The following is a 24,423-nucleotide window of genomic DNA, read 5'->3' on the forward strand; positions in this document are numbered from 1 at the left end:
CTGCGAAGCAGTCGTAAAATCAGTCATTGCGGTACGTCAGGCAGGCCGCGTCAGCTGGACTCACGACTGCTTCGCAGTCGAACGCAGCCTCGCGGGCTCGGCAGCTGCTACAAAGGGTGTCGCGGCTGAAATTGCTTAACTGACTGGTTCAAGGCAAACCGTTGCAGCAATGCTTCAGGAAACCGGGGTGTTGTGCCAGACGTTTGAAATACTCATCGACGGCGGGGTAGTCCGGACGCTCGATCGGAGTCATCAGCCAGCGGTTGACGGACAGGCCGATGACGATGTCGGCCAGGGTAAACCGCGGTCCGGCGACATAGGCCTTGGTGGTTGCGAGTTGATGTTCGAGGATGCCCATCTTCTGGTTCCAGCCGCGGATGCCGACGTCGAGGCGATGCGGGTCCTGGAATTCCGGGTCCTTGCGCACCAGTGCCATGAACGCATAGCTCCAGGACGGATTGAGCTCAGTGGCTTGCCAATCCATCCACTGCTCCACCCGGGCACGGGCGGCCGGTTCGGCAGGCAGCAGCTCGGTATGATGGTGATGGTGTTTGCCGACCAGGTAGCGGCAGATGGTATTGGACTCCCATAACACCCCGGCTTCATCGATGATCACCGGCACCTGCGCGTTGGGATTGAACCGCAGGAACTCCGGGCTGTGGGTCGAGGCAAAACCGCTGCCCCAGTCCTCGCGTTCGTAGGCAATGCCCAGCTCCTCGCAAGTCCACAAAACCTTGCGGACGTTGATCGACGAGGCTTTACCCAGAATCTTCAGTGCATGTTCCATTGAGCTACTCCGTTAGCGAATTGGTGCGCTACGGGAATCTAGCAGTGTGCGTGCCACAGAGCGACATACGTTGCTTTAAAAGGTTAGTTGAAATCCGGTCGCCTGGACGCCTTGATCGTTCCCACGCTCCGCGTGGTAATGCCTTGACGGAGGCTCTTGATTGGACTTCAGGCACTTGGCCGAGCCTGGTTGGCCGGCAACAGGTCAGTCCAGATCGGGGTCGAACAGGCACTGGGGATTTGCTGATTGAGAACAGGTTGCCTGAGAATCCAGCCCTGAAGCCGTTGGTCGATGTACACCGGAGTTGATTCAATGCACTCACCCTTGGGCGCCACTTTGGCTTGATCCACTGACACAAACAGCGGTCCGGGCAGATCAAACACCGTCCGGGACTCGCTTACAACACCCGTGTCCTTGGGGGCGAAACAGCTGTTTCTGCGTCCGCTCAGGTCGGTTGTCATGACCCCGACTACTTCCAGGCCATGCCAAACGTTCATGACAACGGCTGGCCCCTCGGCTTTCGGGTGCGCGGCCAGGCAATTTTTGATTGCCGGCATGAAACGAGGATCGCTCAGAAACTGCGTCCAGTCGTTCGGCTCCGAGGCTTGTGCCTGAATCGTTTGGCCGAGCAAGAGGGTCAGCACGCCGGTCAGGAAAATCGCATTGCGCATAGGAATATCCGCGAGAAAAAAGTTTGCGGATTCTGCACTCGCTTCTCGGGTCGCGGAGGGTAAAAGATGTTTCGAAATGCGGATAAACAGTCCTGGAATGTTGTGTAGGAATGGTCTGAAGGTAATCGGCTTCGGATGAGCTCCACAGATTACGGTTTCTTGCACCCTTGCCTACAACTACGCCAGAATCCGCCGACTTGTGCGCCTGGTATCCGGACTCTATCGTTCCGTGTCGCTGCAAATTCAGCGATCGGGTCTAGCAGCCTGGATACTTTAGGCGCATAGCGTCCACCACTCGTGAACAGGTGATTTTTATGCCTGTCAGTTCATGTTATGGCGGCTGTGCGCGGGAAGACCTTCGGGTCTACCGGGTTCTAGAGTCCTGGTCTGCTAGCCCGCGCATGGCTGCCACCTTATTTTCGTCTAGCAGCGAATCGTGGCAGCTCCACTACTCTAGGAGTATTGCCATGTTCAAACCCACGCCCAACCCCCCGCGTAATCCCAGTCCAATGTTCTTCATCGCTCCAGACATCAATAACGAAACGCTATTGGCGCATGCCTGCGAATCACTGGCCTCGGCGAGCGTCATGACCAATGACTTTGCTACGTTTCTGGAAGGCAGCCAGCGCAACACGGCATTGGCGATTGCACAGATCATCATGCTGGCCGAACTGGCGGTGAATCGAGTGCTGGATAACCTTGATCCGCAGGATTAATCGCGGAACCTGTAACGAAACGCGGTCTGTAGCAGCCGGACGCAGGCTTCGCCAGCTGCTACACAACAGTGTGTTCAGCGAGCCTGCTCGCCACATCAGGTACTCTCCCGCACCTTCAACTCAAACCCCATGTCTTGCACCGGCCTGGCCACGGTATTGCCGGCCATCAGCGTCAGCATCTGTTCTGCCGCGCGACGGCCGATGGCCTCACGTGGGGTGTTGATGCTGCTCAGACGCGGGACCATGTGTTCTGACATGGGCAAATCGTTGAAACCGAGGATCGCCACCTGCTCGGGAATCCTGATCCCGCAGCGCAAGGCTTCGAGCAGGGCGCCCTGGGCCAGGTCGTCGTTGCCGAAGAAGATCGCATCGACATCGGGATGGCTGGCGAGCAGTTGCAGGAACAGTTCGCCGCCCAGGCCGACAGATGACGATCGCGGCGTCAGCACTTCCAGGTCCGGGTCATACAACCCGGCTTTTTGCAGGGCTTTGCGGAAACCTTCGCCGCGCAGCAAAGTACGCTGGTCCAGTTGGGCGCCGATGTAGGCCAAGCGCTTGCGACCACGAGACAGCAAGTGTTCGGCTGCCGTTTCTCCGGCCGCCAGTTGCGAAAAACCAACGCAATTGAGCCCGGCGGCGCTGTCCAGTTCCATCATGTACACACAGGGGATGTTGCTGGCTTCGATCATTCGTCGCGAACTTTCGGTGCGATCGAAACCGGTCAGCAACAAACCGCGAGGCTGATACGCCATGTAGTTGCGCAGCAGGTTTTCTTCTTCATCGCGCGAATAGTGGTAGTTGCCGATCAGTACTTCGAAGCCCTTGGGGCGCAAAACCTGGTGGATGGCTTCCAGGGTGTCGATGAACAGCAGGTTGGACAGCGACGGCACCAGCACCACGACTGAATGGCTCTGGGCCGAGGCCAGGGCGCGGGCGGCGGGGTTGACCACATAGTTGAGTTCCAGCGCCGCTTTCTGGACTTTTTCCACCAGTTCGGTGGCCACCGTGCTGACGCCACGCAGGGCGCGGGAGGCGGTGATCGGGCTGACGCCGGCCAGTCGGGCAACTTCGTTCAGGGTAGGGCGGCCAGTGGTGCGGGTATTTTTATCGTTCTTGGTTGTGTTCATCGACGGCTTGCCAAACAAAATTCAAGGCACTAAGGTAGCGCTGTCTCGATGCAGCTGCAAATGCGTGAGCGAGGGTTCGCCTGATCCTCGCTTTTTGGTGTTGGGACCTAACCTGCTGCAACCCACAAAATGACAAGAAAGGCGTCGGCAACTTCTGCTTTTGGTCTAGTGTCATACTGGCAAAGGTAGCGCTGTCTGCGCGCTGAGGTGTTACATGAATCATCCCATCACCGCCCTGGTCATCATGGGCGTTGCCGGTTGCGGCAAGACGTGCGTCAGCGAGGCCCTGTGCCAACTGAGCGGCGCCACGGCCATTGAAGGCGACTCTTTCCACCCTGCCGCCAATATCGAAAAGATGAGCGCGGGGATCCCCCTGAACGATGAAGACCGTGCCGGCTGGCTCGACAGCCTGTGCGATGAATTGCGCCGTGTCGATGCCCAAGGCGAGCGCCCGGTGCTGACCTGTTCGGCCCTCAAACACATCTACCGCGAACGCCTGCGCAGTGCCTTGCCGGGCCTGGGCTTCGTGTTCCTTGAGCTGACCCCTGAAGTGGCCGCCGACCGCGTCTCCCATCGGCCGGGCCACTTCATGCCGTCGACCCTGATCGACAGCCAGTTCGCCACCCTCGAATCGCCCGTGGGCGAGCCGTTGACCCTGGCGCTGGATGCTTCGACCCATAGCGTCGAACAACTGGCAGCCCAGGCTCATGTTTGGTGGCAGGCAAACGGCCTGAAACAGGCGGTATGAATGTGATTGCAAAGACAGCGCTGTCCTTACGGCCTCTGATTAACCCGCTTTAATAACAACAACAACCAGGAGACACCCCTAATGTTTGGCATGTCCCACGAGACGTTCCTGCTGCTCGATGCAGTGGTCACGGTGGTCGGGCTTATCGTCCTGATCACCAAGTTCAAGTTCCACCCGTTCATTGCCCTGATCATTGCCGCCGCTTTCCTCGGGCTGACCTCCGGCATGCCGATTGGCACCGTCATCAAGGCGTTCCAGGATGGCTTCGGTGGCGTGCTCGGCTTTGTCGGCATCATCCTCGCCCTGGGCACCATGCTCGGCAAAATGATGGCCGAATCGGGCGGAGCGGATCAGATCGCCCAGACCCTGATTCGCGCATTCGGCAAGGAAAAGGTGCAGTGGGCGATGATGTTCGCGGCGTTCCTGGTCGGTATTCCGCTGTTCTTCGAAATCGGCTTCGTGTTGCTGATTCCGCTGGTGTTCATCGTGGCTCGCCGCACCGGCGTGTCGATCATCAAGATTGGTATCCCGCTGCTGGCCGGTCTGTCTGCGGTACACGGCCTGGTACCACCGCACCCGGGCCCGTTGCTGGCCATCGGTGTGTTCGGTGCCGACATCGGCAAAACCATTCTGTACGGCCTGATCGTCGCGCTGCCGACGGCTATCATTGCCGGCCCGATCTACGGCACGTTCATTTCCAAATACATTCCCGGTCATGCCAACCAGGAACTGGTGGATCAACTGGCCCGCGAGCCCGATGCCAAAGAGCTGCCGAGTTTCAGCATTACCCTGGTCACCGTGCTGCTGCCGGTGTTCCTGATGCTGCTCAAGACCTTTGCCGACGTAGTGCTGCCGGACGGTAACTTCTTCCGCACCTTCATGGACTTGATCGGCCACCCGATCTCGGCGCTGTTGTTGGCGTTGCTGCTGTCGCTGTACACCTTCGGCCACAAGCAGGGCATCGGTTCCAACCAGATTCTGAAACTGCTCGACGCCAGCCTGGCGCCGACCGCCGCGATCATTCTGATCATCGGTGCCGGCGGTGGCTTCAAGCAGATGCTGGTGACCAGCGGCGTGGGTGACGTGATCGGCCACATGGCGGTGAATGCGCAGATTTCGCCGATCCTGCTGGCATGGCTGGTGGCGGCGGTGATCCGTATTGCCACCGGTTCGGCGACCGTGGCGACCATTACCGGCGCAGGCATCGTGGTGCCGGTGGTGGGGATGATTCCGGGTGTGAACCGTGAGCTGCTGGTGCTGGCCACTGGTGCCGGTTCGTTGATCCTGTCCCACGTTAACGACGCCGGTTTCTGGCTGGTGAAGCAGTACTTCAACATGACCGTGGCTGAAACGTTCAAGACCTGGACCGCGATGGAAACCATCCTCTCCGTGGTCGGCCTGGGCTTTATCCTATTGTTGTCGCTGTTCGTTTAAAGCGAACGCAAGACACAAAAAAACCGCAGCGATGCGGTTTTTTTGTGGCTGATCTCTATCAGTAGATGCATTTGTGTGGCGAGGGAGCTTGCTCCCGCTCGGCTGCGAAGCAGTCGTAAACCCGTCAACCGCAAACTCACTGGAGAAATGTGGTGCCCGGTTATGGGGGCCGCTTCGCAGCCCAGCGGGAGCAAGCTCCCTCGCCACAGGAGTGTTGTTGCCACAGTTTTTTGTGTCAGGCGTTGGTTTTCGGTGCCAACCCATCCGCCCGGAACATCCCGCGAATTCCGCGCACGGCCTGACGAATCCGGTCCTGGTTTTCGATCAGCGCAAAGCGCACATGATCATCGCCATATTCACCAAACCCGACGCCCGGCGAGACACACACCTTGGCCTCGGCCAGCAGTTTCTTGGCGAACTCCAGCGAGCCAAGGTGCGCGTAGGCCTCGGGAATCTTCGCCCAGACGTACATCGAGGCTTTCGGGTTTTCCACCATCCAGCCCAGTTCATGCAGGCCCTTGACCAGCACGTTGCGCCGCTGCCGGTACTGCTCGGCGATGTCGCGCACGCATTGCTGATCGCCTTCCAGCGCCGCAATCGCCGCCACTTGCAGCGGGGTGAAAGTGCCGTAGTCGTGGTAGCTCTTGATCCGCGCCAGGGCGTTGACCAGTTCCGGGTTGCCGACCATGAAGCCAATGCGCCAGCCCGCCATGTTGTAGCTCTTGGACAGGGTGAAAAACTCCACCGCAATGTCCTTGGCCCCGGGCACCTGCATGATCGACGGGGCTTTCCAGCCGTCGTAGACGATGTCGGCGTAGGCCAGGTCGTGCACCACCAGCACGTCATACTGCTTGGCGAGGGCGATGACGCGCTCGAAGAAATCCAGCTCCACGCACTGCGCGGTCGGGTTGGACGGGAAGCCGAGGATCATCATCTTCGGTTTCGGGATCGAGCCGCGAATGGCGCGTTCCAGTTCAGCGAAGAAATCCACACCCGGCACCAGCGGCACCGACCGCACCTGGGCGCCGGCAATCACGGCACCGTAAATGTGAATCGGGTAGCTCGGGTTGGGCACCAGTACGGTGTCGCCCTGATCCAGGGTGGCCAGCATCAAGTGTGCCAGGCCTTCCTTGGAACCGATGGTGACAATGGCTTCGTTTTCCGGGTCGATGTCGACCTCGTAGCGTTCCTTGTACCAGTTGGAAATCGCCCGGCGCAGCCGCGGAATGCCCTTGGAGGTGGAGTAACCGTGGGTGTCTTCGCGCTGGGCTACCGTGACGAGTTTTTCGACAATGTGCGGCGGCGTGGCGCCGTCGGGGTTGCCCATGCTCAAGTCGATGATGTCTTCGCCACGACGACGGGCGGCCATCTTCAGCTCGGCGGTGATGTTGAAAACGTAAGGGGGGAGTCGATCGATGCGCGCAAAGCGGCGCGGCGAACCTTGTTCGGCCATTGTTGCCTCGGATAACGTAAGCGCCCGGAACCGTCCGAGCGACGCTGGTCACTGCGGTGACCTGTGGCGGAATGTACGGGCAGCTGTGGCAGACTGTCCAGCCTCAAAGTAAACAAATTTTTCCGAAGGATAGGGTTCGATGGAATTTACCAGCGGCTTCTTGCTGAGCCTTTCGCTGTGCCTGGATATCGGCGTGGCCAACATCGCGATGATCACTCTGGCCATGCAACGCGGCTATTTCCAGGGCTTTGCGCTGGGGCTCGGGACCTGTGTCGGCGATCTGATCTACGCGGTGCTGGCACTGGCTGGCATGACCGTGTTGCTGCAGTACGAAACCGTGCGTTGGGTGTTGTGGATTGGTGGCTCGGCGCTGCTGGTGTACTTCGCGGCGAAGATGATTTATTCGGCGATCCACCACGAGGCGCTGCTGGCCGAGACGGCGGAGGTCGGGAACAACTCCCACCGCAAGGAGTTCTTCCGCGGAATTTTTCTCGCCATGTCATCGCCCAGCGCCATTCTCTGGTTCGCGGCAGTTGGCGGCACCCTGATCGCCCGTTCCGGTGGCGGTGGCCCGCTCAGTTCGGCACTGTTTCTCGGTGGCTTCCTGTGCGCCGGTTTGCTGTGGTCGGCCGGGCTGTGTTTTGCCGCGAGCCATGGCGGCAAGTTGCTGGGCGACAAGCTGCTGCGTTATTCCTACATGGCATCGGCCGCGATCTTCTGCTATTTCGCGGTCTACGTGATTCTATCTGGCTATAACGAGTTCGTCGGTGCCGCTGCTGTCGAGCAATTGCACGCGCTGTAATTGGGCGAATCGGGTTTGGCTTCTATACTCCCAGCCGAACCCATTTTATGTGTCAGGAGTCGAGTCATGGATGAGTTAGCACGCGTCGAACTGACGCAACCGCGCTTCGAACACGGGCATTTCCTGCTGATTGCAGGGCTGGGGGGGCGATTCACCCAGCAAACCACCCAAGGCATTCCCGAGCTCTGGGAGAAACTCAATCCGCATCTGGGCCGTATTCCGGGGCAAAAAGGCGAAGTCACCTACGGCGTCTGCTGCAATTTCGACGGCAAGGGCGGCTTCGATTACATCGCTGGCGTCGAGATCAGCAAACTCGACGACTTGCCGGAAACCTATCGCTGGGTTGAAGTGCAGCCCCAGTATTACGCGGTGTTCGAGCACAAGGGGTCGCTGGACACCTTGCCGCAGACCTTTCGCTACATCTTCGACACCTGGCTGCCACAGTCCGGGCACCAGGCGCTGGACGCCCCGGAGTTCGAACGCTACAGCGAAGACTTCAACCCGAAGCTCAATACCGGCAAGCTGGAGATCTGGATACCGATCAAAGCGTGAGAGGTGTGTCGGGAGGCGGATCAGCCGATTCGTCTCTCGCTGTCCCACGGCGGCTGATTTATCATCCCCAGCCTTTCCCACGCTGATCCCGAGCCGCCATGAACACTGTCATCCGCAACGTCACCCCTGCCGATCTGGACCGTTGCTTTGCCATCGAAACCGTTGCCTATGAAGGTGACGAAGCTGCTACCCGCGAGAAGATCGCCACCCGCATCGCCACCTGGCCCGAGGGTTTTATCGTCGCTGAGGTGGATGGGGTCGTCGCCGGTTTCATCAATTCCGGTGCGGCGTTCCAGGTGGAAATGTCAGACGAGGCGTTCAAGGAACTGATCGGCCACGACCCGGCCGGGCCGCACGTGGTGATCATGTCGGTGGTGGTGCACCCGGATTATCAGGGGCAGGGCCTGGCCAAGCTTTTGATGGGCGAATTCATCGAACGCATGCGCGTGATGGGCAAGGTCAGCATCAACCTGATGTGTAAGGAACGGCATATTCCGTTGTACGCCGGGTTCGGCTTTGCCTACGTCAAACCCTCGGCGTCCGACCATGGCGGCATGGCGTGGCATGAGATGATTTTGAAGCTGTAAGACTGTTGGAGATCCCCTGTGGGAGCGGGCTTGCTCGCGAAAGCGCTCTGTCAGTCGACATCATCGTTGGCTGACACTCCGTCTTCGCGAGCAAGCCCGCTCCCACATTTGAATAGGGTCACCTCAAAAGGTCAGGCCCATCCGCCGCTCATAGCCGATCCGGCCCTTGTACGCCTCGCCACTGTCGACAAAGCCAAACCTTTCGTACAGGGCGATGGCGGCCTCGTTGTCGGCATCCACCGACAGCTCCAGCCCTCTGATTTCCGGCCAGGTCAGGCGCGCCGCCTCGGGCAGCGCTTGCAGGCAGGCCTTGCCGTAGCCCTTGCCCTGGGCGTGCTGATCGACCTGCAGTGCATGCAGGGTGGCGCTGTGTTCATCGGCCCAGGCTGGCAACACCGGCGGGCGCTTGAGCAGCAGGAACGCGACGGGAACATCCTCGGCCAGCAAGGCGAAGCCCTTGACACCGGGTCCGGGCCGGGACAGCAGGGTGTGCAGCGCACCGTGGATATCACCGGAGAACCTGATTTGCTCCGGATGCACTTCGATGGCCTCGACCTGTTGGCACTGCAGCGCATTCAGGCTTTCATAAGGCGCGAGTCGGGCTGTCACGGGAGTGTCCTTTTTCCTACATAAATGAGTCTTGGATAATAGCGATTCTGGCCGTTTGGATTATTTTTATTTCTTCTGTCGATTTGCCGGATCGCCGGACGACTAAGGGTGTCTTCACTATAAAAACCACGGAGAACCACCATGAACTCGCAAACCCAGATCCAGAACCTCATCGAAAACTATCGTCAGGCGGTCAAGGCCAAGGACATTGAAAAAGTCATGGCCCTGTACGCCGATGACATCGTCTCCTTCGACGCGGTCAAGGCCCTGCAATTCAAAGGCAAGCCGGCGTATCGCGCGCATTGGCAGGCTTGCATGGAAATGTGCCCCGGCCCGCACATCTTCGAATTCCACGAAATCACCATCGAGCCGTCCCAGGAAATTGCGTTCGCTCACTGGCTGGCAAATTGCGGTGGGACCAACGACAAGGGCGAAACCCAGTCCTGCTGGATGCGCGTCACCGCCTGCTATCGGCAGGAAGCCGGGCTGTGGCAGATTGTCCACGAACATTGGTCGGCGCCGTTCGACATGACCAGCGGCGCGACGCTGTTTGACCTCAAGCCCTGATCGTCGGGAAGCCGAGCCGGAATGCCAATCAGCGACCATAGTTGATCGTTCGATAAGGAGAGCGTGATGAAGTACTTATGCCTGGTCTACAGCGATGAGCACCTGCTGCATTCGCTACCGGAAAGCCCGAAGGACGAAGAGTGCATGGCCTATGCCGAGTCGATTCAGGGCAGTGGTCGGATGGTCGCTGCCGAGGCGCTGGAATCGGTGCAGACCGCCACCACCGTGCGCATGCGCAACGGCAAGATGTCGATCACTGACGGTCCGTTCGCCGAAACCAAGGAGCAACTGGCCGGCTTCTACCTGATCGATGCCCGCGACCTCAACGAGGCCATTCAGGTCGCCGGGAACATTCCGGCAGCGCGGGTCGGCAGCGTCGAAGTGCGCCCCGTGCGCCAGTTGAATCCCTGAGTGATGGTGCACGCAGAGGTCAAGACACGGGTCGAGCAGGTCTATCGCGAGGATTCGCGGCGAATCCTCGCGACCTTGATCCGCCTGCTCGGGGATTTCGACCTCGCCGAAGAAGCCTTGCACGAGGCGTTTTTCATTGCGGTCGAACGTTGGCAGCGTGATGGCGTGCCGGACAATCCGCGGGCCTGGCTGGTGTCCACCGGGCGCTTCAAGGCCATCGATGCCTTGCGCCGGCGTGCGCGTTTTGCCGCTTCGCAGCCTTTGCTGATCGCGCAACTGGAAGAGCTGGAACAGGCAGACTGGAGTGTTGAAGACGTGGAAGACGATCGCCTGCGGCTGATCTTCACGTGCTGCCACCCGGCCCTGGCGGCAGACGCGCAAGTGCCGCTGACGCTGCGGGAAGTCTGCGACCTGACCACGGAAGAAATCGCCCGGGCCTTTCTCTCGGCCCCGGCCACCATCGCCCAGCGCATCGTGCGTGCCAAAGCGAAGATCCGCGACGCGAAAATCCCTTATCAAGTGCCGACGCTCGCTGAGTTGCCCGAGCGCCTGGACAGCGTATTGCGGGTGATTTATCTGGTGTTCAACGAGGGTTACTCGGCGTCCATCGGGGGCGAACTGATCCGCGAGGAACTGACCCGCGAAGCGATTCGTCTCGGTCGGTTACTGGTGGAACTATTGCCTGAGCCTGAGGTGATGGGCTTGCTGGCGTTGATGCTGCTGCACGAGTCGCGGCGCCCGGCCAGGACTTCCGCGAGCGGCGAGCTGATTGTGCTGGACGAGCAGGACCGTTCGCTGTGGGACGCCGGGTTGATCAGCGAAGGCTGCACGCTGATCGAACGGGCGCTGACCATGGGACGATTCGGACCGTATTGTCTGCAAGCGGCCATTGCGGCGGTGCACGCCGAAGCCCCGACGGCGGAGCAAACCGATTGGCCACAGATTGTCGGTCTGTATGACGTACTGCTGCGGGTGGTGCCGTCACCGGTGATCGAGCTGAATCGTGCGGCGGCGATTTCGCAACGGGATGGACCGCTGGCGGGGCTGACATTGGTCGACGCCATCCTGGCACGGGGCGAACTGCTGGATTACCACCTGGCACATTCGGCGCGGGCGGAATTTTGTCGGCAACTGGGCCGCAAGCAAGAGGCGCGGGCGGCGTGGGAACGGGCACTGGCGTTGACCCGGCAAGAGCCGGAGCGGCGGTTTATCGAGGCGCGGTTGCAAGCGTTAGGTTGATGTGACCTTGCGGGCCTCTTCGCGAGCAAGCCCGCTCCCACAGGTATCGAGTACACCATCAATCCCTGTGGGAGCGGGCTTGCTCGCGAATGGCCGCGCCGCTATTCCAGCATCTTGCCCAGCAACCAGCTGCCCGCCGGCCCCGGGGGATTCAGCCGCGACCACAGCGCATCCACCGACACCGTTTTCGGCCAGCCGCGTACTACCAGTTCCTGCAGCGTGCCGGGTCCGAACCGCTCGACCAGCCATCGCGGCAATGGCGCCCAGCCAAATCCACCCTGAGCCATTTCCAGCAGCATCAGATAACTCGGCGCCGACCAGACGCGGCCCTTCGCCCGACTTTCATAGGGATTGATGATGGTGGCCAGACGCAGCTCACGGTGCTGCTGCAGTACGTCTTGATCGACGTAGTCCAGCGTCGCCAACGGGTGTGCCGGGGAAACGAACAAGGCGATTTCCGTGCGCTCGTCCACTGTCGAGCTGACCAGGTCCGGCGGGTAGCTGTCCTGCATTTCGGCGAAGGCAATGTGCGCCCGGCCGCTTTGCACCAGCGACACCAGGTCATCGCATTCGGCGATCAGGCATTCGAGTTCAAGGTCGGGGTAACGCTGCTCGAAGGCGCTGAGTGACGCTTCGAAGCGGTCCGACTGATAGGTATCGGACAGCGCCACCGTCAGTTTCGCTTCCACCCCTTGGGACAGTTGGCGGGCGGTCATTTCCAGGCGACTGGTGGCGGCCAGGATGTCTTCGGCCCGTTGCAGCATGACGTGCCCGGCCGGGGTCAGTCCGGGTTTGCGGCTGCTGCGGTCGAACAGCGTCAGGTTCAGATCGATTTCCAGGCTGGCCACTGCCGCGCTGATGGTTGACTGACTGCGGCCCAGCTTGCGCGCCGCGGCGGAAAACGAGCCTTGGGTCGCCGCTTCGACGAACGCCAGCAACACTTCGTGAGACGCCATGAACTATCGCCTTGATCGATGGTTATTGGTTATGAAGTATCGACGTGATGACGGATCATGGCAACCACAGTCACTCAAGGGAGTCTGGCCATGAGCGCCAACAAGTCCATTACTGAACGTATTTTCCAAGCCATCGGTTTTGAACTGCTGGCCATCCTGATCTGTACCCCGTTGCTGGCCTGGATCATGCAGAAACCGATGCTGGAAATGGGTACGGTCACCGTCCTCATCGCCGCTCTGGCCCTCGCCTGGAACGTGGTCTTCAACGGGATGTTCGACCGGCTGCTCAAGCGCTTCGCCATCGCACACAACGCCTGGGTTCGCGTCGTGCATGCCTTGTTGTTCGAAGGCGGACTGGTCGCCCTCGGCGTGCCGCTGATTGCCTGGTGGCTGAGTGTCAGCCTGTGGCAGGCGTTCCTGCTGGATATTGGTGTGTTGCTGTTCTTCCTGCCGTACACCTATGTCTACCACTGGGGGTATGACGTGGTTCGGGAGCGGGTGTTGATGACTCGCGAGGTTTGCTAAATACCGTTTTTGTGGCGAGGGAGCTTGCTCCCGCTGGACCGCGAAGCGGTCCCAATCTTTGCGACTGCTTCGCAGTCGAACGGGAGCAAGCTCCCTCGCCACAGGGTTTTCAAACAGCCGTCGTTATTCGGTTTACAAAAACATCCCCCCCGACGCCTCGATACGCTGGCCATTGATCCACTGGCTGCCCGGCGCGAGCAGCAGTGCAATCGCGGCGCCGATGTCATCCGGCAAACCGGCGCGACCCAGGGCGGTGTTGTTCGCCACCAGCGTGTTCAACCCGGGGTTGTCGCGCACGGCGCCACCGCCGAAATCGGTTTCGATCGCGCCGGGTGCGAGGATATTCACCGCGATGTTGCGCGCGCCGAGTTCCTTGGCCTGGTAGCGGGTCAACACTTCCATCGCACCTTTCATCGCCGCGTAGGCGCTGTGGCCCGGCAGGCTGAAACGGGTCAGGCCACTGGAAATGTTGACGATGCGGCCGCCGTCATTGAGCAATGGCAACAAGGTCTGCGTGAGGAAAAATGGCCCCTTGAATTGGATGTTCACCAACTGGTCGAACTGCTCGACGGTGGTGTCGACGAAGTTGGCGTGCAGGCCGATCCCGGCGTTGTTGACCAGAAAGTCGAAGCGCTCGCGCCCGAAGTGGCTCTGCAGGACCTTCGCGACTTCGCTGCCGAAGGCGCCGAAATGCTCGCTCCGGGCAACGTCCAGTTGCAACATGGCGGCGCGACCGCCCAGGCCTTCAATTTCGGCCACCAGTGCCTGCGCCTCATCGGCGCGACTGTTGTAGGTGCCGATGATGTCGATGCCTTGGGCGACCAGGTGCAGGGCTGCGTTTTTGCCGAGGCCGCGGCTGGCGCCGGTGATCAGTGCGATTTTACGGTTCATGGGACTTCCTCAAGTGCAGTGGGCGGTTGATGTGAGGAAGTTTATTTATCCGCATAGGGGTGATAAACAGAGTGAAACCGAAATCACTGATCGGATAACACGAACAATCAATGAGCAGGCTGATGAACAAACTGGAACTGTTGCGCACCTTTGTCCGTGTCAGCGAGATGTCGAGTTTCACCTTGGCCGGAGAAAGCCTGGGCCTGCCTCGATCAACGGTGTCCGAGCATGTGCAGGCCCTGGAGGCATTGCTCGGAACACGGTTGTTGCAACGCACCACGCGCAAGGTGCAGGCGACCCAGGATGGCCTGGTGTTGTACGAGCGCAGCAAGGATCTGCTGTCGCATATGGACGAAATCGAGGGATTGTTTCGTCAGGACGAGGCGTCGCTGGTCGGGCGGGTTCGCATCGACCTGCCGAACATTCTGGCCCGCCGGGTGGTGATGCCTCGCTTGCCGGAGTTCATGGCGCGGCACCCGCTGCTTGAACTGGAAATCAGCAGCACCGACCGCCGGGTCGATCTGCTCGCCGAAGGGTTCGATTGCGTGCTGCGCATTGGCGCCCAGCCGGATCAATCGGTGGTGGCGCGACACCTGTGTGACTTCACCATGGTCAATTGCGCCAGCCCGGCGTATTTGCAGCGCTATGGCGTGCCCGGGCGGCTGGAAGATCTGGCGCAGCATCGGCTGGTGCACTACGTCGGCGTACTGGGCGGGCGTTCGGAAGGGTTTGTGTATGTCGACAAGGGGCAGGTGCAGCGACTGCCAATGGCCGGCAGTATCACGGTCAACAGTACCGATGCCTATGAGGCCGCGTGCCTGGGTGGTTTCGGCCTGATTCAGGCGCCGAGGATGGGCATGCACCAATACCTGCAAGGCGGCGAATTGGTGGAGGTGTTGCCGCAGTTCAACGCGCCGTCCATGGAGGCATCGCTGCTGTATGCCCGGCAGCGGCACTTACCGTTGCGGGTCAGGGCGTTCATGGACTGGCTGGGAGAGGTGATCCGCTCAGAAGTCTGAAACCGGCCCATTTGTGGGAGCGGGCTTGCTCGCGAATGCGGCGTGTCAGTCAACATCATTGCTGCATGACACACCGCTTTCGCGAGCAAGCCCGCTCCCACAGGTTTTTGCAGTTTGGATCAGACGTGGAAGTAACCCACGCACGAATCGAACGGCAAACGCTTGAGTTCGATCTTGTTCAGGTCGAGCACTTCACGCAGGGCCTTGGTTTCGCCCGGGAAGTTGCGGTAGGCGACTTCGTCGAGCACCACGATCGCGCCTTTGGGCATGTACGGCAGGAAGGTTTCCAACGCGACTTTGGTCGATTCGTACAGGTCGGTGTCGAGGATCAGCATGGCCACGACCAGGTCCGGGCGGGTCTTGACCCACTCCGGCACGGTCTTGACGATGTCGCCCTTGACCAGCTCGCAACGCGGGATGCGATTGACCGGGCGCAACAGGTCGTTGGCGTCGATCATGTCCTGGATCAGCGACTGGTCGGTGTCGGAGAACATGGTCTCGTTGACGTCGGCCGGGTCTTCTTTCTTGTCGATGCTCTGGAAGCCTTCGAAGGTGTCGAAACCCACGATCGAGCGGTTGATTGCATACGGCTCGAGAATCATCGACAGGTGCATGTAGAGCATCAACGAGTTGCCCTTGTACACGCCGCACTCAATGATGGCGCCCGGCACTTCTGCGACTTTCTTGAACAGCTCCATGCGCGACAGCGCGGCGGTCACGCCAATGCGGTTGGCGAAGACGAACGGAGCGTCGGCCACGTATTCGGCATCGACCCGTTTCAGGACATTGGTACGGGTTTCGTTGTACTGGGCCTCGGCGGGCGTGATGCGACGCTTGGTCATTGCTGGATTCCCTGGAAATTCGAAAAGTCGTGGGCGTGGAAGTAGTCTTTGAAACCGGCACCGACGTCAGGACAGGCACTGTCGACGTTGATCGCGCCACGGTTGTGCTTGAGATCATCGAGGTGCATCAGGCGGAAATCCACGCTGAAGCGGGTGCGGTCGGTGTGGTTGGCGACGGTGCCGTGCAGGTGCGAACCGGAGAAAATCAGCATCTCACCGGTATTGCCGGCGATGCGTAATTCAGACGCGGTGTTGATCTCTTCCAGTGGCACCGGATGCACGCGGACCTCCTCTTTGAGGTTGTCCTTGGCCTTGTGCCGCTGGTTGTTGATCCAGTCGTTGAGGCTCCATTGGCTGGAGGTGTTCTTCACCGGCACATCGAAGTAGCCGGCATTGATCATCATGGTCTGGTCGGGGCTGATGGTGTGCACCGGCATCCAGGTGTTGATCTGACAATCGACACTGCCGTACCACGTGTCGCGATGCGGTTTGTAGGCGTAGCTGACACCCGCGTGCAGGTAGTCATAGTTGGGCACTACGCGAATGCGTGGCACGTCGAAAATGTATTCGCGAGGATCGACACCGATCTCGTCGATAAACGAAAGGATCAGGTCCTTGGCGCGTTGACTGTTGGTGAACTGGCCTTTGAGGCGCGTTACCAGCACCACGAATTCTTCCACCGGCATCAGCGTATGCAGCGCCTGGTGGTTGGTTTCCCCGTCGAACGCGGCGGTAATGCTTTCCTGTGCGAATGCACAGAGTTCTTTGGCGGCGCGCAACTGCGTGTTCAGGAAAATATCGCCCGCATAAATGGCTTCTTTGAAGTCAGCTTTCTGTTGCAGCTGATTGATGTACAGATTCACGGTTCCTCTCCTGAATACATCGAGTCTCTTATGAGTCGGCACCACGGCAACAAACTGAAGGGCTGTCGGACGTGTGGTGCATCAATAAGCGCATAAACCTCTGAATACACGAAAAAATGTCTGGAGCTGAAATGAAAAATCCCGGCGCGTTAGCGGCCGGGATCGGGGCGAAGCGGTAGCGCCTCAGAACAATTGAGTGAACAACCAGTACAAGCTGCCCGACAACAGGATCGCCGCCGGCAAGGTCAGCACCCAGGCCATCAGCAGGTTGCGGATGGTCTTCATCTGCAAGCCGCCGCCGTTGGCAACCATGGTCCCGGCCACGCCCGAGGACAGCACGTGAGTAGTCGACACGGGCAGGCCGAACATGTCTGCGGCGCCGATGGTCAGCATCGCCACGGTTTCTGCCGAGGCGCCCTGGGCGTATGTCAGGTGGGTCTTGCCGATTTTCTCGCCGACGGTCACCACGATGCGCTTCCAGCCGACCATGGTGCCCAGGCCCAGGGCGATGGCCACGGCGATCTTCACCCACAACGGAATGAAGCGCGTGGAGTTGTCGATCTGTTGCTTGAACAATTGCAGCTTGCCGTTGGTGTCGGCGTCGAAATTGCCGACCTTGTTTTTGTCCATCAGGCGAATGGTTTCGCTGCTCAAATACATGTCGTTACGCACGTTGCCCACGGCCTCGGCCGGGACTTTCGACAGCGAGCCATAACCCTTGACCTGGGCGCCGATGCTACCGGTCAGCGCAGCCAGTGCCGGCACCAGTTGCGGGGTCGCTTCCTTGCTGCGCACGTATTCGGACAGCACCGCGCGCGGGTCGGCCGGGGCCGGCAGGGGAGCCGCCTTGACCAGTGCTTGCTGGGTCACTTCGGCGACTGCCGCGAACTGCAACGCTTGATCAGCCGGCATGGTGCGGTTCAGTGCGTAAGCCATTGGCAGCGTTCCCACCAGAATCAGCATGATCAGGCCCATGCCTTTCTGGCCGTCGTTCGAACCGTGGGCAAACGACACGCCGGTGCAGGTCACGATCAGCAGGCCGCGAATCCACCATGGCGGCGGGGTCTCGCCCTTTGGCTCCTTATACAGCGCACGATTCTTCACGAAAGCGCGCAGGGCCAGTAACAGCAGCGCGGCGCAGCCAAAGCCGACCAGTGGCGAAAGCAGCAGCGCATAACCGATCTTGGTGGCCTGGGCCCAGTCCACACCGCTGGTGCCGTCGCGGCCGTGCATCAGGGCGTTGGCCACGCCGACACCGATGATCGAGCCGATCAGGGTGTGCGATGACGACGCCGGCAGCCCCAGCCACCAGGTGCCGAGGTTCCACAGGATCGCAGCGATCAACAGGGCGAAGATCATCGCGAAACCGGCGGACGAGCCGACTTGCAGGATCAGCTCCACCGGTAGCAGGGCGATAATGCCGAACGCCACCGCGCCGCTGGACAGCAGCACCCCGAGGAAGTTGAAAAAGCCGGACCAGACCACCGCGACGTTTGGCGGCAGCGAGTTGGTGTAAATCACCGTGGCCACCGCGTTGGCAGTGTCATGGAAGCCGTTGACGAACTCAAAACCCAGGGCGATCAGCAGTGCCACGCCGAGCAGTAGAAACGGCGTCCAGGTGGTCACCACCGTGCCGAGTTCGTTCATGTCGTGCATCAGGCTGTAAGCGGTGAACAACAAGCCGATGGCCAGCACGGCAAAAAACACCACGATGGTGAGCAGACCGGGTTTTTTGTCGAATTGCGGTTTGGCGCTACCGGCGGGCGCCGGGGCGGCGGTGAAGGAGGGGGTAGCCATCACGGACATTCCTGAGGAGGGAAGGAGTATCAGTGATAATCGTTGCCAATTGTTACAGGGAGACTGCTTTGGATCAGTGTTTGGGTATTTCGCAGCCCACTGATCTGAAGTCGAACACTTAACCCTGTAGGAGCGAGCTTGCTCGCGATAGCGTCCTGACAGCCAACATTTATGTTGGATGAACTGACCTCATCGCGAGCAAGCTCGCTCCTACAGAGTTGCTGGGATGTTCAATAATCCTGCTGCTTGCGAAACGCCCAGCGCCCGGCAATCACGGTAAAGGTCGCGACCAGCGCCACCAGGATCCAGAAACCTTCCGGATCACCGGCCAGCGGAATGCCGCCGACGTTCATGCCGAAAAAACCGGCGATGATGTTGATCGGCAGCGCCAGCACCGTCACCACCGTCAGGGTGAACAGCGTGCGGTTGGTCTGTTCGTTGATGTTGGCGGCGATCTCTTCCTGCAACAGCTTGATCCGCTCACCCAGCGCCGTGAGGTCGTTGATGATCAGCGCAAACTCCTCGGTGGATTTGCGCAGCTCCTTCACGTCTTCCTTTTGCAGCCATTGCGGCGGCCGGTTGAGCAGGCGCAGCAACGAGCCCGGCTCCAGCGCCAGCAGCCGTTGCAAACGCACCAGCACCCGACGATTGGCGCCCAGTTCCGCGCGGTTGGTCGACAGGCGCGAAGAGAGCAATTCATCTTCGATCTGATCCACACTCTGGCTGGTCTTGCGCACGATCTGGGTCAGCACTTCACCCTGGTCGCGCAGCAAGTGCACCAGCAGCTCCAGCGGGGAGCGAAAGCATTCCCGGGCCTTCACCGAGGAGCGCAGTTTGTCCACCGAGTGCAGCGGTTGCAGGCGGGCGCTGATGATCAGCCGGCTGCGGGCGCACACCCACAGCGTCGAGACATCCGACGACACCATGTTGCTGAGGTTGAACACCACGTCGTTGACCACCGCGAGCAGCGCCGAATCGACATGCTCAATGCGCGTCGAGCGCGAGCCTTCGTGCAGCGCTTCGAAAAATTCCTCGGGCAATTCCAGATGACTCTTCATCCAGCGTTCGCACGCGGCATGGGCGAGGTTCAGGTGCAGCCAGAGAAATTGCTCGTCGCTTTCCGGTTGTTGCAGGTACTGCAAGGCCTCGGCGGAATTGATTTCCCGACCGGCCTCGCCGGGGCGAAAGCTGAAACCGTAAAGCAGGCCGAACAGATCCGTGTCGCGATGGCTTTGATCGATGCTGTGGTTCATGAGGACTCGCAAGGGGAGGGCTCTACCGCTCTTGTGTAGCAGCTGGCGAAGCCTGCGTTCGGCTGCGCAGCAGTCGTGAAATCAGGCAATGCATTTCCATTGGAAGACCGCGTGTTCAAGTTGACGACTGCTGCGCAGCCGAACGCAGGCTTCGCCAGCTGCTACAGGACACGTTATGGCTGGTTTACAGGTTCACTTGAGCGGCATCATCGCAAGCAGGGATGACGTTTTTGTGACAGGTAAATAACGCCAAAAAATTGCTCTACCGGCGGTCGGAATTCTCTCAAGAACTGCTCTGGCACGCCGATCACGCTTGGGTTAAGTTGCGCGCCGCAGGCCTCGGCCGTGATCGCAGACAGGGATGTCCGGACACCTTCCACGCCTTACCGGGGCGTGCCTCATTCCTGTCATGAGTACCATCCGATGCTTTTGCAAAAGTCCCTGAGAGCGCAAATTCTCGCCCTGCTGAGCGGCAGCCTGCTGGCGATGCTGTTGATCGCCCTGGCGTGCTTTCACTTCCTGTCCAGCGGCGTGCAGAGCTACGCCAAGCTGATCGAAGGCCCGCTGCATACCTCGCAATTGATCGATGAAGCCAACCTGCAATTCAAGGTGCAGGTGCAGGAGTGGAAAAACGTCCTGTTGCGTGGCAAGCAACCGGCGGACCTGAGCAAGTACTGGGGGCAATTCGAAGACCGTCAGCGCGATGTGCAAAACATCCTCGGCGAACTGGCCGGGCAGAAGGGCATCGAGCCACAACTCAAGAGCCGCATCGAGCGCTTGCGTGACGAGCATCGCCAGTTGGGCGCGGCGTATCAGAAGGGCCGGGACGCGTTCGTGGCAGCGGGTGGCGATCCGACGGCGGGCGACACGGCGGTCAAGGGTGTGGACCGCGCGACCAGCGATCAAATGAGCGAGCTGGTCAGCGAGCTACGCAAGCAGGGCGCCGAGCAATCGACATTGATCAGTGCCAGTGCCGATCGCACAGTGTTGCTGGGGCTTGTTGTGATGCTGGTTTCGGGGCTGCTGATCGGCCTGCTGAGCCTGTGGCTGGTCAACCGCAACCTGGTCGAGCCGATCCGCAAACTGATCGAATACGTGGCGCAACTCAGCCAGGGCCGTTTTGCCGAGCGCGTGGCCAGCACCCGTCAGGACGAGTTGGGCAAACTGGCGATGGCCGCCAACACCCTGCGCGATTTCCTCGCTGAAACCTTCAGCCGTTTGCAGCGCAGCGCGTCGGATCTGGACAACGCCAGCGGTGAGTTGAACTCGATTGCCACCGTGATGGCTGGCGGTACCAACGAGCAGTTCAACCGCACCGACCAGGTGGCCACGGCGATGAACGAAATGTCCGCTACCGCACAGGAAGTCGCCCGTCATGCCGCCGAAGCGGCGCGGGCCGCCGACGATGCCGACCAGTCTGCCCAGCAGGGCGAAAAAGTCATGCAGGGCACCATCCACACCATCACCCAGATGCGCGGCGAAATCGCCAACACCGCCACGGTCATCCGCCAACTGGAAACCGACAGCGGGCGCATCGGCAAGGTCCTGGAAGTGATTCGCGGCATCGCCGAACAGACCAACCTGCTGGCGCTCAACGCGGCCATCGAAGCGGCCCGTGCCGGCGAGGCCGGACGCGGTTTCGCGGTGGTGGCCGATGAAGTGCGCAGCCTGGCCCAGCGCACGGCGGCGTCGATCATCGAAATCAACCAGATTATCCAGACCGTACAGACCGGTGCAATCGAAGCGGCCCAGGCGATTGAAAGCGGTCAGGCGCGCAGCGAGCAAAGTGTCGAACAAGTGACCCAGGCCGGTGCCATGCTTGAACGCATCACCCTGGCCGTGGAAGCCATTCGCGACATGAACCGCCAGATCGCCACCGCTGCCGAAGAGCAAACCTCGGTGGCCGAAGACATCTCGCGCAACCTCACCGAGATCACCAGCATTGCCAGCACCAACCTGGACAACGTGCAGCGCACTGAAGCGGCAAGCAATAACCTGCACGGTTTGTCGGGGCAGTTGAACGAGGTGACGGCGCGCCTGAGCGCTTGAATCCAGGATGCACAAAAGCCGCACGACTTCTCAATCGTGCGGCTTTTGTGCGTTTCAGGATTAAGTGTCCTGTTTGTTTTTCAGGACCTTGCCGTTGGAGGCATCGATGTCCACGTCCCATTCGATGTTCTTGGCGTCACGCAGTTCGATTTCGTACTCGTAACCGTTGAAGTGGTTATCCAGTTCGGTTTTGGTGATCGTTGCACCCGGATGCAGATCCAGCGCGATCTTGTTCAGATCCTCCAGCGGCTTGATCTTGCCGTCCTTGACCAGTTGCGGAATCTCATCGACCCGGACATCGGCCTGGGCCAGGCCCGCGGTGAGGGTCAGGGTTGCAGCGGTAAACAAAGCAGTCAGGGTCTTCATGGGCTTCTTTCCTTGGGCGATCTTTTCAAGTGGGATCAGGCTAGCCCGTGTAACTTAATCCACCCTTAAAACCCTCTACATGTCTTGCATCAATCCCTGCTGGACTGTGCCCGAACATACAAACACAAATACATAACCTGTGGGAGCGGGCTTGCTCGCGAATGCGGAGTGTCAGTCAACGTTGATGTTGAAGCCGATGGCGTCTTCGCGGGCAAGCCACGCTCCCACAAGGTTTTGCGCAATTCTGGATCAATATCCGTTGTTCTGTAGCACCTGTGCCACGCTCGCCGCCGGGCGTTTATAGAACTTCAACAACTCGCTGGCGCGATTGGTAAAGATGCCGTCGACACCGGCGTCCATGACTTTCTGGTAATCCACCGCATCGTCGATGGTGTAGACGTGCACCAGCAGGCCCTGATCGTGGGTGTACTGGTTCATCCACGGTTGCACCAGGTCCGAATAACTCTGGTCGCCACCTTGGGTCAGTGCGGCGGACGGGCCGGTGCCGATGGCGCCCTGGGCCTTGGCGTAGTCGACCCAGCGCTGGAATTCGGCGTGGTCTTTCGGTTCCTGTCTGGCGTAGTACGCGGCTTTATCCTTTTCGCCGGACTCGGCAAAGGTCACTTTGGACTTGGGTTCGATACTGCCTTCACCGACCCACAACAGCAGGATTTTCGGCACCTGCGGCATCTCCTTCTGCAGCAGCTCGAGGCTGCTCTTCTCGAAGGTTTGCAGGACCACCTTGCCATGGCCCTGGCCGACCGCCTGCTCGTTTTTCGCCGATTGCGAATCCACCGGGCTCAACCAGCCGCGGGACTGGAGTTTCTCTTTCAGGTCATGCTCGATGCCGGGAAACTGCTTCGGCTCCTTGGTCTCTATGTACAGGCCAGGCTTGTGCTGCGAGTTGCCCTCGGCGATGTCGATGATTTCATCGAGGGTCAGAATCTTCAGGCCAGCGAAGGCAGGACGCGCGCGATCGGGGTACGCGGCATTGAACCAGCTGCCCGCATCCAGGGTTTTCAGTTCGGCCATGGTGAACGCATTGGCCGGGCTGTCCTTGCGCTCGGGGAATTTGCTGGCGACGTCGGTGGTGCGCTGCAGATTGTTGTCGTGCAGGGCAAACAGCACGCCATCCTTGCTGCGCTGCAGATCCATTTCCAGATAATCGGCGCCCAGGTCGCGGGCCAGTTTGTAGGCGGCGGCGGTGGATTCCGGCGCATCGAACGATGCGCCACGGTGGGCGATCACCGCTGGGTGCGGAATGCCCAAACGGGTTGCCAGTGCCGTGGGAGCAGGTTCGCTGGCGGCCTGTGCCTGGCCGAGGCCGAGGCTCAGCAACAGGCTCAGTAACAAGGCGTTTTTAGTGAACGTTGCAGGCATGGTCGAGATCCTTTCGCAATGAATGTGCGGTCCCTTTTAACAACTGATCATTGCAGGCGCTATCGCGAGACCGACACAAACCTGTTTAAAGCTGATGTTCGTCAGCGTTTTCGTGCGCTTGTTTGCAGTACGCTTGGTTCCGCAAACTTCCCCGGCAGAGGGAAACCCATTCGCTGGCCCTGTGTGTAAATCATCGATCTATCGTGAGGTTTACCATGCGCATCACTTCTCAGCTCATCTGCCAGGCTACCGACCAACTCAAAGGCTTCGTCGGCCTCAACCGCAAGACCGGCCACTACATCGTTCGCTTCAGCGAAGACTCGTTCGGCATGGACGTGGCGGACGACGGCATCATCCCGACCAGCGAATTCGTCTGGGCCGCGGGTCCCGGGCAGACCATGACGCTCAAACGCGAATTGATCCAGTTTCTGCTGGACCAGAACATCGATGACCGGATCAATATCACCGAGCCGTTGCGGGTGTACATGAACCGGCGGGACGTGCCGGAGATTTCGGCGGTTCGCAGCCTGGTTCAGGGTTGAGTTCTAGCGGTGACTGTTCTGGCCTCTTCGCGAGCAAGCCCGCTCCCACAAGGATTGATGGCAGCACACGAAATCTGTGGGAGCGGGCTTGCCCGCGAAGGCGGCCTAAATATCACCGCATCATTTACAGGCTGAAACCGTAATCCCGCTCAACCCTGCACCCACAAGGATTGATGGCAGCACACGAAATCTGTGGGAGCGGGCTTGCCCGCGAAGGCGGCCTAAATATCACCGCAT

Annotated in this window: 26 protein-coding genes; 13 read left to right on the forward strand and 13 right to left on the reverse strand. The window is 59.9% G+C overall.

Annotation, left to right across the window (positions count from 1 at the left end):
• Window positions 1–148 precede the first annotated feature (148 nt).
• Together AC07XF_RS24595 and AC07XF_RS24600 are read right to left on the reverse strand one after the other, a co-directional pair.
• Window positions 149–787, reverse strand: a complete 639-nt coding sequence (locus tag AC07XF_RS24595) for a glutathione S-transferase family protein (RefSeq protein ID WP_495028551.1) — start codon at window positions 785–787, stop codon at window positions 149–151.
• Window positions 788–954: 167 nt separating this feature from the next.
• Window positions 955–1,623, reverse strand: coding sequence for a hypothetical protein (locus AC07XF_RS24600; RefSeq protein WP_495028552.1), 669 nt, complete (start codon window positions 1,621–1,623; stop codon window positions 955–957).
• 302 nt (window positions 1,624–1,925) lie between these two features.
• Here AC07XF_RS24600 and AC07XF_RS24605 point away from each other — a divergent pair, with 302 nt between their 5' ends.
• On the forward strand, window positions 1,926–2,174 hold the full coding sequence (locus AC07XF_RS24605) for a DUF6124 family protein (RefSeq protein WP_495028553.1): 249 nt from the start codon (window positions 1,926–1,928) through the stop codon (window positions 2,172–2,174).
• Window positions 2,175–2,269: 95 nt separating this feature from the next.
• On the opposite strand, the gene gntR is transcribed toward AC07XF_RS24605, so the two are convergent.
• A complete protein-coding gene (gntR, locus tag AC07XF_RS24610) occupies window positions 2,270–3,301 on the reverse strand; it encodes an HTH-type transcriptional regulator GntR (RefSeq protein WP_495028554.1) in 1,032 nt (343 codons plus the stop codon).
• A 214-nt stretch (window positions 3,302–3,515) separates the two neighbouring features.
• Here gntR and AC07XF_RS24615 point away from each other — a divergent pair, with 214 nt between their 5' ends.
• Together AC07XF_RS24615 and AC07XF_RS24620 are read left to right on the forward strand one after the other, a co-directional pair.
• The gene (locus AC07XF_RS24615) at window positions 3,516–4,049 is read left to right on the forward strand and encodes a gluconokinase (RefSeq protein WP_495028555.1); all 534 of its coding nucleotides are present in this window, start codon (window positions 3,516–3,518) and stop codon (window positions 4,047–4,049) included.
• Between the two features lie 81 nt (window positions 4,050–4,130).
• Window positions 4,131–5,483 (forward strand): GntP family permease, encoded by a 1,353-nt coding sequence (locus AC07XF_RS24620; RefSeq protein ID WP_495028556.1) that lies wholly within the window; start codon window positions 4,131–4,133, stop codon window positions 5,481–5,483.
• Between the two features lie 235 nt (window positions 5,484–5,718).
• Here the strand turns inward: AC07XF_RS24620 and alaC are convergent, their stop codons facing one another.
• Window positions 5,719–6,936, reverse strand: a complete 1,218-nt coding sequence (gene alaC, locus AC07XF_RS24625; RefSeq protein WP_495028557.1) for an alanine transaminase — start codon at window positions 6,934–6,936, stop codon at window positions 5,719–5,721.
• Between the two features lie 139 nt (window positions 6,937–7,075).
• Between alaC and AC07XF_RS24630 the strand changes: the two genes are divergently transcribed.
• From AC07XF_RS24630 to AC07XF_RS24640, 3 genes are all read left to right on the forward strand, one after another.
• Window positions 7,076–7,738, forward strand: a complete 663-nt coding sequence (locus AC07XF_RS24630) for a LysE family translocator (RefSeq protein ID WP_056725914.1) — start codon at window positions 7,076–7,078, stop codon at window positions 7,736–7,738.
• Window positions 7,739–7,804: 66 nt separating this feature from the next.
• On the forward strand, window positions 7,805–8,290 hold the full coding sequence (locus tag AC07XF_RS24635) for a GyrI-like domain-containing protein (RefSeq protein WP_495028558.1): 486 nt from the start codon (window positions 7,805–7,807) through the stop codon (window positions 8,288–8,290).
• A 98-nt stretch (window positions 8,291–8,388) separates the two neighbouring features.
• Window positions 8,389–8,877 carry a GNAT family N-acetyltransferase gene (locus AC07XF_RS24640; RefSeq protein ID WP_495028559.1) on the forward strand — a complete coding sequence of 163 codons (489 nt, stop codon included), beginning with the start codon at window positions 8,389–8,391 and terminating at the stop codon, window positions 8,875–8,877.
• A gap of 123 nt (window positions 8,878–9,000) precedes the next feature.
• On the opposite strand, the gene AC07XF_RS24645 is transcribed toward AC07XF_RS24640, so the two are convergent.
• A complete protein-coding gene (locus tag AC07XF_RS24645; RefSeq protein ID WP_495028560.1) occupies window positions 9,001–9,486 on the reverse strand; it encodes a GNAT family N-acetyltransferase in 486 nt (161 codons plus the stop codon).
• 141 nt (window positions 9,487–9,627) lie between these two features.
• Here AC07XF_RS24645 and AC07XF_RS24650 point away from each other — a divergent pair, with 141 nt between their 5' ends.
• From AC07XF_RS24650 to AC07XF_RS24660, 3 genes are all read left to right on the forward strand, one after another.
• Complete coding sequence (locus tag AC07XF_RS24650) at window positions 9,628–10,053, forward strand: YybH family protein (protein WP_085717123.1); 426 nt, start codon at window positions 9,628–9,630, stop codon at window positions 10,051–10,053.
• 66 nt (window positions 10,054–10,119) lie between these two features.
• Window positions 10,120–10,464, forward strand: a complete 345-nt coding sequence (locus AC07XF_RS24655; RefSeq protein ID WP_046042284.1) for a YciI family protein — start codon at window positions 10,120–10,122, stop codon at window positions 10,462–10,464.
• 3 nt (window positions 10,465–10,467) lie between these two features.
• Window positions 10,468–11,703, forward strand: coding sequence for an RNA polymerase sigma factor (locus AC07XF_RS24660; RefSeq protein ID WP_495028584.1), 1,236 nt, complete (start codon window positions 10,468–10,470; stop codon window positions 11,701–11,703).
• A 101-nt stretch (window positions 11,704–11,804) separates the two neighbouring features.
• Here the strand turns inward: AC07XF_RS24660 and AC07XF_RS24665 are convergent, their stop codons facing one another.
• Entirely contained in the window at window positions 11,805–12,659 is an 855-nt protein-coding gene (locus AC07XF_RS24665) for a LysR family transcriptional regulator (RefSeq protein WP_495028561.1), read from the reverse strand.
• 90 nt (window positions 12,660–12,749) lie between these two features.
• Here AC07XF_RS24665 and AC07XF_RS24670 point away from each other — a divergent pair, with 90 nt between their 5' ends.
• Complete coding sequence (locus tag AC07XF_RS24670; protein ID WP_495028562.1) at window positions 12,750–13,184, forward strand: multidrug/biocide efflux PACE transporter; 435 nt, start codon at window positions 12,750–12,752, stop codon at window positions 13,182–13,184.
• A gap of 132 nt (window positions 13,185–13,316) precedes the next feature.
• Here AC07XF_RS24670 and AC07XF_RS24675 read toward each other — a convergent pair whose 3' ends face one another.
• On the reverse strand, window positions 13,317–14,075 hold the full coding sequence (locus tag AC07XF_RS24675) for an SDR family NAD(P)-dependent oxidoreductase (protein WP_495028563.1): 759 nt from the start codon (window positions 14,073–14,075) through the stop codon (window positions 13,317–13,319).
• A 122-nt stretch (window positions 14,076–14,197) separates the two neighbouring features.
• Between AC07XF_RS24675 and AC07XF_RS24680 the strand changes: the two genes are divergently transcribed.
• Entirely contained in the window at window positions 14,198–15,094 is an 897-nt protein-coding gene (locus AC07XF_RS24680) for a LysR family transcriptional regulator (protein ID WP_495028564.1), read from the forward strand.
• Window positions 15,095–15,213: 119 nt separating this feature from the next.
• Here the strand turns inward: AC07XF_RS24680 and AC07XF_RS24685 are convergent, their stop codons facing one another.
• From AC07XF_RS24685 to AC07XF_RS24700, 4 genes are all read right to left on the reverse strand, one after another.
• Window positions 15,214–15,936, reverse strand: coding sequence for a TylF/MycF/NovP-related O-methyltransferase (locus tag AC07XF_RS24685; protein ID WP_015096532.1), 723 nt, complete (start codon window positions 15,934–15,936; stop codon window positions 15,214–15,216).
• Window positions 15,933–16,799, reverse strand: coding sequence for a hypothetical protein (locus AC07XF_RS24690; protein WP_495028565.1), 867 nt, complete (start codon window positions 16,797–16,799; stop codon window positions 15,933–15,935). The genes AC07XF_RS24685 and AC07XF_RS24690 overlap by 4 nt, the downstream gene beginning before the upstream one ends.
• 183 nt (window positions 16,800–16,982) lie before the next feature.
• Window positions 16,983–18,596, reverse strand: a complete 1,614-nt coding sequence (locus AC07XF_RS24695) for an inorganic phosphate transporter (RefSeq protein ID WP_495028566.1) — start codon at window positions 18,594–18,596, stop codon at window positions 16,983–16,985.
• A gap of 230 nt (window positions 18,597–18,826) precedes the next feature.
• Window positions 18,827–19,849 (reverse strand): transporter, encoded by a 1,023-nt coding sequence (locus AC07XF_RS24700; RefSeq protein ID WP_008022830.1) that lies wholly within the window; start codon window positions 19,847–19,849, stop codon window positions 18,827–18,829.
• 423 nt (window positions 19,850–20,272) lie between these two features.
• Here AC07XF_RS24700 and AC07XF_RS24705 point away from each other — a divergent pair, with 423 nt between their 5' ends.
• Window positions 20,273–21,898 (forward strand): methyl-accepting chemotaxis protein, encoded by a 1,626-nt coding sequence (locus AC07XF_RS24705; RefSeq protein ID WP_495028567.1) that lies wholly within the window; start codon window positions 20,273–20,275, stop codon window positions 21,896–21,898.
• Window positions 21,899–21,958: 60 nt separating this feature from the next.
• Here AC07XF_RS24705 and AC07XF_RS24710 read toward each other — a convergent pair whose 3' ends face one another.
• Both AC07XF_RS24710 and AC07XF_RS24715 read right to left on the reverse strand, forming a co-directional pair.
• Complete coding sequence (locus tag AC07XF_RS24710; RefSeq protein ID WP_495028568.1) at window positions 21,959–22,264, reverse strand: PepSY domain-containing protein; 306 nt, start codon at window positions 22,262–22,264, stop codon at window positions 21,959–21,961.
• Between the two features lie 249 nt (window positions 22,265–22,513).
• The gene (locus tag AC07XF_RS24715) at window positions 22,514–23,644 is read right to left on the reverse strand and encodes a glycerophosphodiester phosphodiesterase (RefSeq protein WP_495028569.1); all 1,131 of its coding nucleotides are present in this window, start codon (window positions 23,642–23,644) and stop codon (window positions 22,514–22,516) included.
• Between the two features lie 215 nt (window positions 23,645–23,859).
• Here AC07XF_RS24715 and AC07XF_RS24720 point away from each other — a divergent pair, with 215 nt between their 5' ends.
• Window positions 23,860–24,186, forward strand: coding sequence for a DUF2025 family protein (locus tag AC07XF_RS24720; RefSeq protein WP_495028570.1), 327 nt, complete (start codon window positions 23,860–23,862; stop codon window positions 24,184–24,186).
• Window positions 24,187–24,423 lie beyond the last annotated feature (237 nt).

It is taken from the genome of Pseudomonas sp. GW821-FHT01C01 (assembly GCF_059422645.1).

What these genes read in the sequence shown, in the direction of transcription:
- AC07XF_RS24595 (WP_495028551.1), bottom strand. Translation starts at nt 787, where the DNA reads ATGGAACATGCACTGAAGATTCTGGGTAAAGCCTCGTCGATCAACGTC.
- AC07XF_RS24605 (WP_495028553.1), top strand. Translation starts at nt 1,926, where the DNA reads ATGTTCAAACCCACGCCCAACCCCCCGCGTAATCCCAGTCCAATGTTC.
- gntR (WP_495028554.1), bottom strand. Translation starts at nt 3,301, where the DNA reads ATGAACACAACCAAGAACGATAAAAATACCCGCACCACTGGCCGCCCT.
- AC07XF_RS24615 (WP_495028555.1), top strand. Translation starts at nt 3,516, where the DNA reads ATGAATCATCCCATCACCGCCCTGGTCATCATGGGCGTTGCCGGTTGC.
- AC07XF_RS24620 (WP_495028556.1), top strand. Translation starts at nt 4,131, where the DNA reads ATGTTTGGCATGTCCCACGAGACGTTCCTGCTGCTCGATGCAGTGGTC.
- alaC (WP_495028557.1), bottom strand. Translation starts at nt 6,936, where the DNA reads ATGGCCGAACAAGGTTCGCCGCGCCGCTTTGCGCGCATCGATCGACTC.
- AC07XF_RS24630 (WP_056725914.1), top strand. Translation starts at nt 7,076, where the DNA reads ATGGAATTTACCAGCGGCTTCTTGCTGAGCCTTTCGCTGTGCCTGGAT.
- AC07XF_RS24635 (WP_495028558.1), top strand. Translation starts at nt 7,805, where the DNA reads ATGGATGAGTTAGCACGCGTCGAACTGACGCAACCGCGCTTCGAACAC.
- AC07XF_RS24640 (WP_495028559.1), top strand. Translation starts at nt 8,389, where the DNA reads ATGAACACTGTCATCCGCAACGTCACCCCTGCCGATCTGGACCGTTGC.
- AC07XF_RS24650 (WP_085717123.1), top strand. Translation starts at nt 9,628, where the DNA reads ATGAACTCGCAAACCCAGATCCAGAACCTCATCGAAAACTATCGTCAG.
- AC07XF_RS24655 (WP_046042284.1), top strand. Translation starts at nt 10,120, where the DNA reads ATGAAGTACTTATGCCTGGTCTACAGCGATGAGCACCTGCTGCATTCG.
- AC07XF_RS24660 (WP_495028584.1), top strand. Translation starts at nt 10,468, where the DNA reads ATGGTGCACGCAGAGGTCAAGACACGGGTCGAGCAGGTCTATCGCGAG.
- AC07XF_RS24665 (WP_495028561.1), bottom strand. Translation starts at nt 12,659, where the DNA reads ATGGCGTCTCACGAAGTGTTGCTGGCGTTCGTCGAAGCGGCGACCCAA.
- AC07XF_RS24670 (WP_495028562.1), top strand. Translation starts at nt 12,750, where the DNA reads ATGAGCGCCAACAAGTCCATTACTGAACGTATTTTCCAAGCCATCGGT.
- AC07XF_RS24675 (WP_495028563.1), bottom strand. Translation starts at nt 14,075, where the DNA reads ATGAACCGTAAAATCGCACTGATCACCGGCGCCAGCCGCGGCCTCGGC.
- AC07XF_RS24680 (WP_495028564.1), top strand. Translation starts at nt 14,198, where the DNA reads ATGAACAAACTGGAACTGTTGCGCACCTTTGTCCGTGTCAGCGAGATG.
- AC07XF_RS24685 (WP_015096532.1), bottom strand. Translation starts at nt 15,936, where the DNA reads ATGACCAAGCGTCGCATCACGCCCGCCGAGGCCCAGTACAACGAAACC.
- AC07XF_RS24695 (WP_495028566.1), bottom strand. Translation starts at nt 18,596, where the DNA reads ATGGCTACCCCCTCCTTCACCGCCGCCCCGGCGCCCGCCGGTAGCGCC.
- AC07XF_RS24700 (WP_008022830.1), bottom strand. Translation starts at nt 19,849, where the DNA reads ATGAACCACAGCATCGATCAAAGCCATCGCGACACGGATCTGTTCGGC.
- AC07XF_RS24705 (WP_495028567.1), top strand. Translation starts at nt 20,273, where the DNA reads ATGCTTTTGCAAAAGTCCCTGAGAGCGCAAATTCTCGCCCTGCTGAGC.
- AC07XF_RS24710 (WP_495028568.1), bottom strand. Translation starts at nt 22,264, where the DNA reads ATGAAGACCCTGACTGCTTTGTTTACCGCTGCAACCCTGACCCTCACC.
- AC07XF_RS24715 (WP_495028569.1), bottom strand. Translation starts at nt 23,644, where the DNA reads ATGCCTGCAACGTTCACTAAAAACGCCTTGTTACTGAGCCTGTTGCTG.
- AC07XF_RS24720 (WP_495028570.1), top strand. Translation starts at nt 23,860, where the DNA reads ATGCGCATCACTTCTCAGCTCATCTGCCAGGCTACCGACCAACTCAAA.